A 7123-nucleotide genomic window follows, 5' to 3' on the forward strand; every position below is an offset into this window, starting at 1 on the left:
AGTTTGGCGAGCGTCTTGGCCTCGCTCTCGATGAGATCAGCCCATCGCCGGAGCACGTTGGCTCGCTCTCGGGGCCGCACGCCACCCCAGTTGCTCGTCTTCAACGCCTTCCTGGCGATCTGGACCGCCTCATCCACGACCTCTTCCGAGGCGATGGGACACTCGGCGTAGAACGCACCATCCGAGGGGCGGCGCATCGGAAGCAGGCCAGGAGATTCCAGCAACCGATCGCCGATGAAGTGGCCGATGGGCAGCGAAATCCGATCGGGATCGAAGCTTAGGCTCATGACACCGTGACGTAGATCTTGCGGACCGTCTCGACGGTCTTCCATACTCCCGTGAATCCGGGTTTCATGACGAAGCTGTCGCCGGCTCTGAAGGTCATGGGATCGCCGTGGTCGGGCGTAATCTCCACGATACCGGAGATGATGTGGCAGAACTCGAAGGTCTCTCCCTTGATGGAGCGTGTTTCGCCCGGGGTCGCCTCCCATATGCCGGTATGCACGAGTTCGCCCTTAGCCACGTCTTGCGCCCAGGTCCTGAAGTGGGGGGCGCCGGCAATGAGCCGCTCGGGCATCGGGGTGGACTCCTCGGGGGCGAAGCTCGGATTGGGATCGATCGATTTCAGCAGCAACTTGGGCTCCTCTCAGTAACCACGAGTCCGATCCACGAGCCCGATGGGATCAAGGCCCGCCTCGTATCGTTTGATGTTGTCGATGACCGACCGCGCGGCGGTTTCCGCTTGAGTTGCGCTCGCCACATGCGGGGTGAGCAGCACCTTCGGATGAGCCCACAAGGCATGATCCGAAGGCAGTGGCTCGGGTTCGGTTACATCGATGACGGCGCCGGCGAGCTTGCCAGCGTCCAGAGCGGCCAGAAGTGTGAAGTGATCGAGCTGCGCACCGCGTCCCGCATGGACCAGCGCAGCGCCTTTCGGCAGCCGCGCAAACAGGTTGCAATCCAGGATCCCGCGCGTGTCCTCGGTGAGAGGCAGCAGGCAGACCAGAATGTCGGTCTCGCCGAGCATTTGGCTGAGACCGGCTTGGCCGCAATATGTCGCAACTCCCTCGATCGTCTTGCGCGATCGGCTCCAGCCACTCAAGGGAAAGCCGAAAGGCTTCAGGCTTTCCAGCACGGCGCGGCCGAGCTTGCCAAGCCCGAGCAGCCCGACTCGCCGGTCGGCCGCTTGCTTCTGCGGCAGAGCCTGCCATTGGTGCCGCCGCTGCAGGTCAAGATAGGCGGGAAGGTTGCGGTGGAGCGCCAGCACCGCGAGCGTGACATACTCCTGCAGCATCCGGATGATGCCGTCTTCCACCATCCGCACCACCTTCACCTCGGGCGGAATCGCCAATAACGGAAATTGATCGACCCCGGCGCCGACGGAGAACAGGATTTCAAGATTGCGATAACGTTCGAGCCCGTCGGGTACCGTCCAGCTGATGATGTAACGCACCAGGTCAGTATCGACCGATGCCGGATCGATCGCGAACGGGAGGTGAGGGAGCTCGCGAGCGAAGGCGTCGCGAAAAACGGTCCCGCGCTCGGCGTCGGAATTGAAGAGAAAGGTCATTGGCCGATTTTCAAAGCATAGGGAATGGCGAGTACGCCGGAACGGAACCAACCTAATGGACTGGGGGCCGTTTCCATGCCGAATGCGATCGCGATTTAGCGGATTGTTCGGTACGACGCCTGATCTGAAACGCATTCTGCCGCGATTGATGGTTTATGGTGGTTTTGCCGGGAGCCTGCAGCGGACCCGCAGTGGCACCATTCGAGCGACGTCAGGCTAATTGYAGAGAGAGATATGAAACGCCGCATATCCAATTCGATTACGATCGATGCTTTCGAGGCGCGTGCTGTCGAGATCGATACCGTCGAGCTGGAACAGCTTCACGCGCTCTCGATCGGCGTCGCCTGGCCGCACCGGGCTGAGGACTGGCAGTTCCTCCGTGACGTTGGTCACGGCATCGTGGCTCACGATGAAATCGGACGGGTGCTGGGATCGGCCATGTGGTTTCCCTATGGCTCGGATTTTGCCACCGTAGGCATGGTCATCACGTCTCCGCGCCTTCAGGCGCTTGGCACGGCACAGTGGCTCATGAAGCGCGTTTTTTCGGAGTGCAAGGGACGCAATCTCCGCCTCAATTCCACGCGCGCAGCGCGCAAACTCTATCTGTCGCTCGGCTTCCGCCCCGAGAGGACGGTGTTCCAATGTCAAGCGGAGGCGCAGCGATCCGACGAGATGCCGCGTCCTCCGGAAGGAGCCGAGCTGCGCCGTCTCGACCAGGGCGACCTTGCGGCCGTCGCCGAACTCGATGCGCAGGGGTACGGCGCATCCCGCGTGGAGCTGCTCAACGCTCTCTTGCAGCAATCGGTTGGGTTCGGCCTCTACCGGCATGGCCGCATGGAGGCCTATGCGCTGTGCCGCCCGTTTGGGCGCGGCCATGTCATCGGGCCCGTGGTGGCGTCAAATGACAAGGACGCGATCGTCGTCATTGCGCCGCACATGACTGCCCATGAGGGAGAGTTTCTGAGGCTCGATACGCACCTCGCCGACGGCGAGTTCTCCTCCTTCGTGGCTCGGTCAGGCCTTGCTGTTTTTGACACCGTTACGACGATGTCGCTGGGAGGAGACTTCCGTGATCCCAACGAACGCTCGGGAAACATGCCCGTAACCTATGCGCTTGCGAGCCAAGCGCTTGGTTGAGACCCATCGTCGCTATCAAGCACTCAAAGAGGCTAAAGGTCGCTCCGACGGGGCCGATAGCGAAACTCCATCGCTGTGAGCGTCAAGCATCTTGCGGCGCGGCTGCGCCGGCGGTCCGTCGCCGTGCCGGCAGGAAAAATCCGGCGATCGCGCCGGCCAATGACAGCGTTGCGGCGAGGCTCATCGCCGCGGCAAATCCGCTCGCGAAATGCGTAGGCGAATCGACCGCGCCGTTGGCCGAGAAGGTCGCTACCAGCGCGGCGACGCCGAACATGCCGCCGAGGAAGCGGCCCATGTTGAAGACGCCGGACGCCTTACCCATTTCGGCCACCGCGACTGAGCTCAGGATGGCGTTCTGCGCTGCCGGCATCGCCATCGAGACCCCGACGCCGGCCAGCACCAACGGCGCGACCAGAGCGGAGTAGGGAACCGCGGGGCTCACGATCTCAGCGATCCAGCCAAGGCCGATCGCCTGCATCAGCAATCCCGTCACCACCAGCGGTCGCTCGCCGAACCTGTTGACGACCGCGCCGGCGATCGGGGCGGTGACGAACAGCGTCGCTGTCCAGGGCAGCAGGCGAAGTCCGGCGCCGAAGGCATCGAAGCCCAGCGTGATCTGCAGGAACTGCGGCAGCAGGAACAATACGCCGTACATCGCGGCGTAGAACAGGACGCTTGCGGACATGCCGGAGGCGAGGGCGCGCGATGCAAACAGCCGCATCGGCACCATCGGCGCGGCCGCGCGCAATTCCCAGAGCACGAAGCCGGCGGTGAACACCAGGCCTGACATCAGCGCGCCCATGACCTCGGCGCTCGCCCACCCCACGGCGTTGCCGCGCAACAGGCCCCAGACCAGCGCGAGCGCTGCGAAGGCGACGAGCGCGAGGCCAGGGATGTCCAATGCGGCGGCCGGTCCAAAGCTTTCGCGCAACCGTGCCAGCACCAGGGCGATCGCAATCAGGCCGATCGGCAGGTTGATCCAGAACACCCAACGCCAGCCGAAATGTTCGGTGATGAAGCCGCCGATGGCCGGGCCTATGATCAGCGCGCATCCGGTGATGCTGCTGAAAATGCCGAGCGCGCGGGCGCGCTCCTCCCGGCCGAACGTGCCGCTCAGGATCGCCATCGCCAGCGGCATCACCAGCGCGGCGCCGGCACCCTTCAGCGCGCGGGCGGCGATCAGCGCGGTGGCATTGCCTGCGAGCGCACAGGCCGCCGATGCAACGACGAACAGGGCGATCCCGGCCGCGAACATGCGGCGGCGACCGAAGCGGTCGCCGAGCGCGGCGCCGGTCAGGAGCAGCACGGCAAAGGTCAGGTTGAAGGCGTTGACGGTCCATTGCAGCGTCTCGACCGGGCTGCCGAATTCGGCGCGGACGGCCGCGAATGCCGTCGTAATGATCATGGCGTCCAGCGCCATCATGAAGGATGCCAGCGCAGTGACGCCAAGCACCCAGTTCTGCTCGGCGCGATTGGTCGGGGTCTGCATCGCCCTCTCTCCGTGTGTCGCGCCACCCTGTCGCGGCGCGTTCTGCGGGCTAGACGAGGCCGGAGGGGTAAAGGATGCGCCCAAAAATAATTTTCCCCGGGCCGCATCCTTCGGCTGCCGGCAAACGTCCTAGGGGTGAGGCGGCCGCGAGCAAGGTCGCGACATGAGCAAGGAGCGTGCGATGAGAAGGACGTTGATCAGGTACAAGGCCAAGCCGGAGCTGGCCGACAGGAATGCTGAGCTGGTTTCGGCCGTATTTGCGGAATTGAAGGCGGCCGGGCCGGACGGCGTGCGCTATCTGACGCTGCGGCTGGAGGACGACACCTTCATCCATTTTGTCGAGGCCGCGACCGAGGACGGCTCGAGCCCGATCCCGAAACTTAGGGCGTTTCAGGCGTTCCAGGACGGCATCCGCGACCGCTGCGCCGAGCCGCCGCTGGTTCGTGATGTGAGGATCGTCGGCAACTATCGTATGCTGGACGAGTCCTGAACAGGCGAGTCGGAGGAACAATGGCGCCAGAGCCACTGGCCACCGTCGATATCGAGGCGCTGCTGGCGCGGATGCGGCCGAAGCTGCATCGCTACTGCGCGCGCATGGTCGGCTCGGTCATCGACGGTGAGGACGTGCTGCAGGATGCGCTGATCAAGGCGATGGGAGCGCTGCAATCGGTCACGCCCGTCGTCAATACGGAGGGCTSGCTGTTCCGCATCGCGCACAACACCGCGCTGGATTTCCTGCGCCGCCGCAACCGGCAGGAGGCGCTGCATTCGGCTGAGGAGGTGGAGATGATTGCCGACCAGCTCGATGATTTGGAAAGCCGCCAGATTGCTGCGACCAGCCTGCGCACCTTCATGCGGCTGTCGGTGGCGCAGAGGTCCAGCGTGATCCTGATGGACGTGCTCGGCTGCTCGCTGGCCGAGGTCTGCGGCATCATGGATTTCAGCCTGCCGGCGGTGAAGGCCGCGCTGCATCGTGGGCGCACGCAGCTGCGTGAGTTTGCCGAGGAGCCGGACGACGCGCCGCAGCCGGGCCTGTCGGAAGCCGACCGCACGCGGCTCAACGCCTATGTCGGCCATTTCAATGCCCGCGACTTCGACGCGATCCGCGCCATGATCGCCGATGACGTCAGGCTCGAGCTCGTCAACCGCACCAGGCTGAAGGGCAAGGCCGAGGTATCGCGCTATTTCGGCAATTATTCGAAGATCAGCGACTGGCACCTGGTGACGGGGCAGGTCGACGGACGTCCGGCGATCCTGGTGTTCGATCCGAACGAGCCGGGCGGGCGGCCGAAATATTTCATGCTGTTGAACTGGTCCGCCGACAAGCTCGCCACCATCAGGGATTTTCGTCACGCGGCGTACGTTATCGATGCGGCCGAGTGCGTAGTGGACAAAGGGTGAGTGGATCACAGACGTCAAGGGAGTGGCTCTGGCGCGTAAACACGTATATGGAACGTCTCTCCACATACTAGGAGCTATGTCCGGGAGGTTCCGATGGCGGATGCCGCGATCAAGTCGGCACGGCGCGTGTTCGAGATCATGGAATTCTTCGATCGCGCGCGTCGCCCGCTCGGCCTCAAGGCGATCTGTGACGAACTCCGCTACCCCGTCTCGAGCGGCGCGGCGATGCTGAAGAGCCTGGTGACGCTGGGCTATCTGGAGTACGACCGCAAGACACAGACCTATCTGCCGACCATGCGGATCGCGGTATTGGGGCGATGGGTGTCGGAGCAACTGTTCGGCGAAATCCGGATGCTGCCGCTGATGGAGGAGTTGCGCGATCGTACCCGCGAAACGGTGATCGTGGGGACCCAGAGCGACATCAGCGCCCAATATGTGCATGTGCTGCGCTCAAACCAGGCGCTTGCCTATTCGGCCGAGCCGGGATCGTTGCGCCCGCTGGCACGCTGCGGTGTCGGCCTGACGTTGCTCAGCAGCAAGCCGGATGAGGAAATCGATACGCTTGTCTACCGCAGCAATCATGCGGAACCGGTGCGCAGCCACCGCGTGGCGCTGAAAGACGTGATGGCGAACATCGAGCGCATCCGCAAGCAAGGCTATTTCTTCTCTCGCGGCATCTACAGCGAAGGCATCGGCGTGATTGCGATGCCGCTGCCGCGCGCGCCGTTCACCCGCAACTTCGTCATCGCGCTTGGTGGGCCGGTGTACCGCCTCGAGCGGGACCTCGACCAGAACGTCGCGGCGCTGCGCGGGACGATCCGTCGGTTCCTGCCGAGAAATGCCGGAAACTGACTGTCTTCTCACTTCCATGGATATGGAAGTGAGAGACATGTCCATGCAACGGATTGCGGCGCCCGTCCTCCCCGATCTAGTTTGCCGGCGAATGACAAGCCGGCTTGCAGATCGCCCGGCACAATCGACACGGGAGGGCAGGCGTGGACTTTGCGCGGGGAGAAAGCGACGAGATCATTGCCGAGACGATCGGGCGCTTCGCGGCTGACGAACTGCGTCCCCGTCTTCGCGAGTTCGAAACCGCGCGCACGGTCGGCGAAAGCTTGCGGGAACGCTTCGCCGCGCTGGGCTTCGAGGCGTTGGATATCGCCGAGGAAGCCGGCGGTGCCGGCCTCGGTCTGCTCGCTCGTGTCAGGACCAATCGTCTGCTCGCTGAAGCCGACGCCGGCGCCGCGCTTGCGCTGGACCGGTTCGCGCCGGCGATCTACGTGATCGAGGCCTTCGGCGGGGTTGAACCGCTGAAGTCGCTTGGGATGAACCTCGGGCAGTCCGACCTCCGCTTCGCCCTGGTCATGGATCCTGGTGCTGGCGACACCGCCGGTGCGCGCGTTGCCGGCCACGTGGCCTGGATACCTGCCGCCCGGGCGGATGTGCTTGTCGGCCTTGGTCCGCAGGGCGCATGGGTGTTGAAGGACGGTTTTGCTTTTGAGCCCGTCCGTGGTGCGGCCCTGCAC

At 64.1% G+C, this 7123-nt stretch carries 9 protein-coding genes; 5 read left to right on the forward strand and 4 right to left on the reverse strand.

The window, feature by feature from the left end; translation table 11 throughout:
- The 3 genes from AC1D00_RS19465 to AC1D00_RS19475 all read right to left on the reverse strand — a co-directional run.
- Positions 1–287: aldehyde dehydrogenase family protein (locus AC1D00_RS19465; RefSeq protein WP_477011777.1), on the reverse strand; the 287-nt coding region annotated here is incomplete at its 3' end.
- A complete protein-coding gene (locus AC1D00_RS19470; RefSeq protein ID WP_135175021.1) occupies positions 284–577 on the reverse strand; it encodes a cupin domain-containing protein in 294 nt (97 codons plus the stop codon). The genes AC1D00_RS19470 and AC1D00_RS19465, both read right to left, overlap by 4 nt.
- Positions 578–646: 69 nt before the next feature.
- The gene (locus AC1D00_RS19475; RefSeq protein WP_477011778.1) at positions 647–1570 is read right to left on the reverse strand and encodes a 2-hydroxyacid dehydrogenase; all 924 of its coding nucleotides are present in this window, start codon (positions 1568–1570) and stop codon (positions 647–649) included.
- 234 nt (positions 1571–1804) lie between these two features.
- On the opposite strand from AC1D00_RS19475, the gene AC1D00_RS19480 reads away from it, so the two are divergent.
- Positions 1805–2707: a GNAT family N-acetyltransferase gene (locus AC1D00_RS19480; protein WP_135174973.1), complete on the forward strand. Its 903-nt coding sequence runs from the start codon at positions 1805–1807 to the stop codon at positions 2705–2707.
- 82 nt (positions 2708–2789) lie between these two features.
- Here AC1D00_RS19480 and AC1D00_RS19485 read toward each other — a convergent pair whose 3' ends face one another.
- Positions 2790–4196, reverse strand: coding sequence for a DHA2 family efflux MFS transporter permease subunit (locus tag AC1D00_RS19485; protein WP_477011779.1), 1407 nt, complete (start codon positions 4194–4196; stop codon positions 2790–2792).
- Positions 4197–4377: 181 nt separating this feature from the next.
- On the opposite strand from AC1D00_RS19485, the gene AC1D00_RS19490 reads away from it, so the two are divergent.
- The 4 genes from AC1D00_RS19490 to AC1D00_RS19505 form a co-directional block, all read left to right on the forward strand.
- Complete coding sequence (locus AC1D00_RS19490) at positions 4378–4686, forward strand: hypothetical protein (RefSeq protein WP_404552056.1); 309 nt, start codon at positions 4378–4380, stop codon at positions 4684–4686.
- 20 nt (positions 4687–4706) lie between these two features.
- A complete protein-coding gene (locus AC1D00_RS19495) occupies positions 4707–5597 on the forward strand; it encodes a sigma-70 family RNA polymerase sigma factor (protein WP_477011780.1) in 891 nt (296 codons plus the stop codon).
- A gap of 126 nt (positions 5598–5723) precedes the next feature.
- Positions 5724–6449 carry an IclR family transcriptional regulator gene (locus AC1D00_RS19500; protein WP_477011781.1) on the forward strand — a complete coding sequence of 242 codons (726 nt, stop codon included), beginning with the start codon at positions 5724–5726 and terminating at the stop codon, positions 6447–6449.
- 143 nt (positions 6450–6592) lie between these two features.
- A partial coding sequence (locus tag AC1D00_RS19505; protein WP_477011782.1) for an acyl-CoA dehydrogenase family protein occupies positions 6593–7123 on the forward strand: 531 nt, incomplete at its 3' end.

It is taken from the genome of Bradyrhizobium sp. P2_E8 (genome assembly GCF_056403875.1).

Excerpts from the sequence above, each read along its gene's own strand:
- AC1D00_RS19485 (WP_477011779.1), bottom strand. The coding sequence starts at position 4,196 with ATGCAGACCCCGACCAATCGCGCCGAGCAGAACTGGGTGCTTGGCGTC.
- AC1D00_RS19470 (WP_135175021.1), bottom strand. The coding sequence starts at position 577 with ATGCCCGAGCGGCTCATTGCCGGCGCCCCCCACTTCAGGACCTGGGCG.
- AC1D00_RS19475 (WP_477011778.1), bottom strand. The coding sequence starts at position 1,570 with ATGACCTTTCTCTTCAATTCCGACGCCGAGCGCGGGACCGTTTTTCGC.
- AC1D00_RS19490 (WP_404552056.1), top strand. The coding sequence starts at position 4,378 with ATGAGAAGGACGTTGATCAGGTACAAGGCCAAGCCGGAGCTGGCCGAC.
- AC1D00_RS19480 (WP_135174973.1), top strand. The coding sequence starts at position 1,805 with ATGAAACGCCGCATATCCAATTCGATTACGATCGATGCTTTCGAGGCG.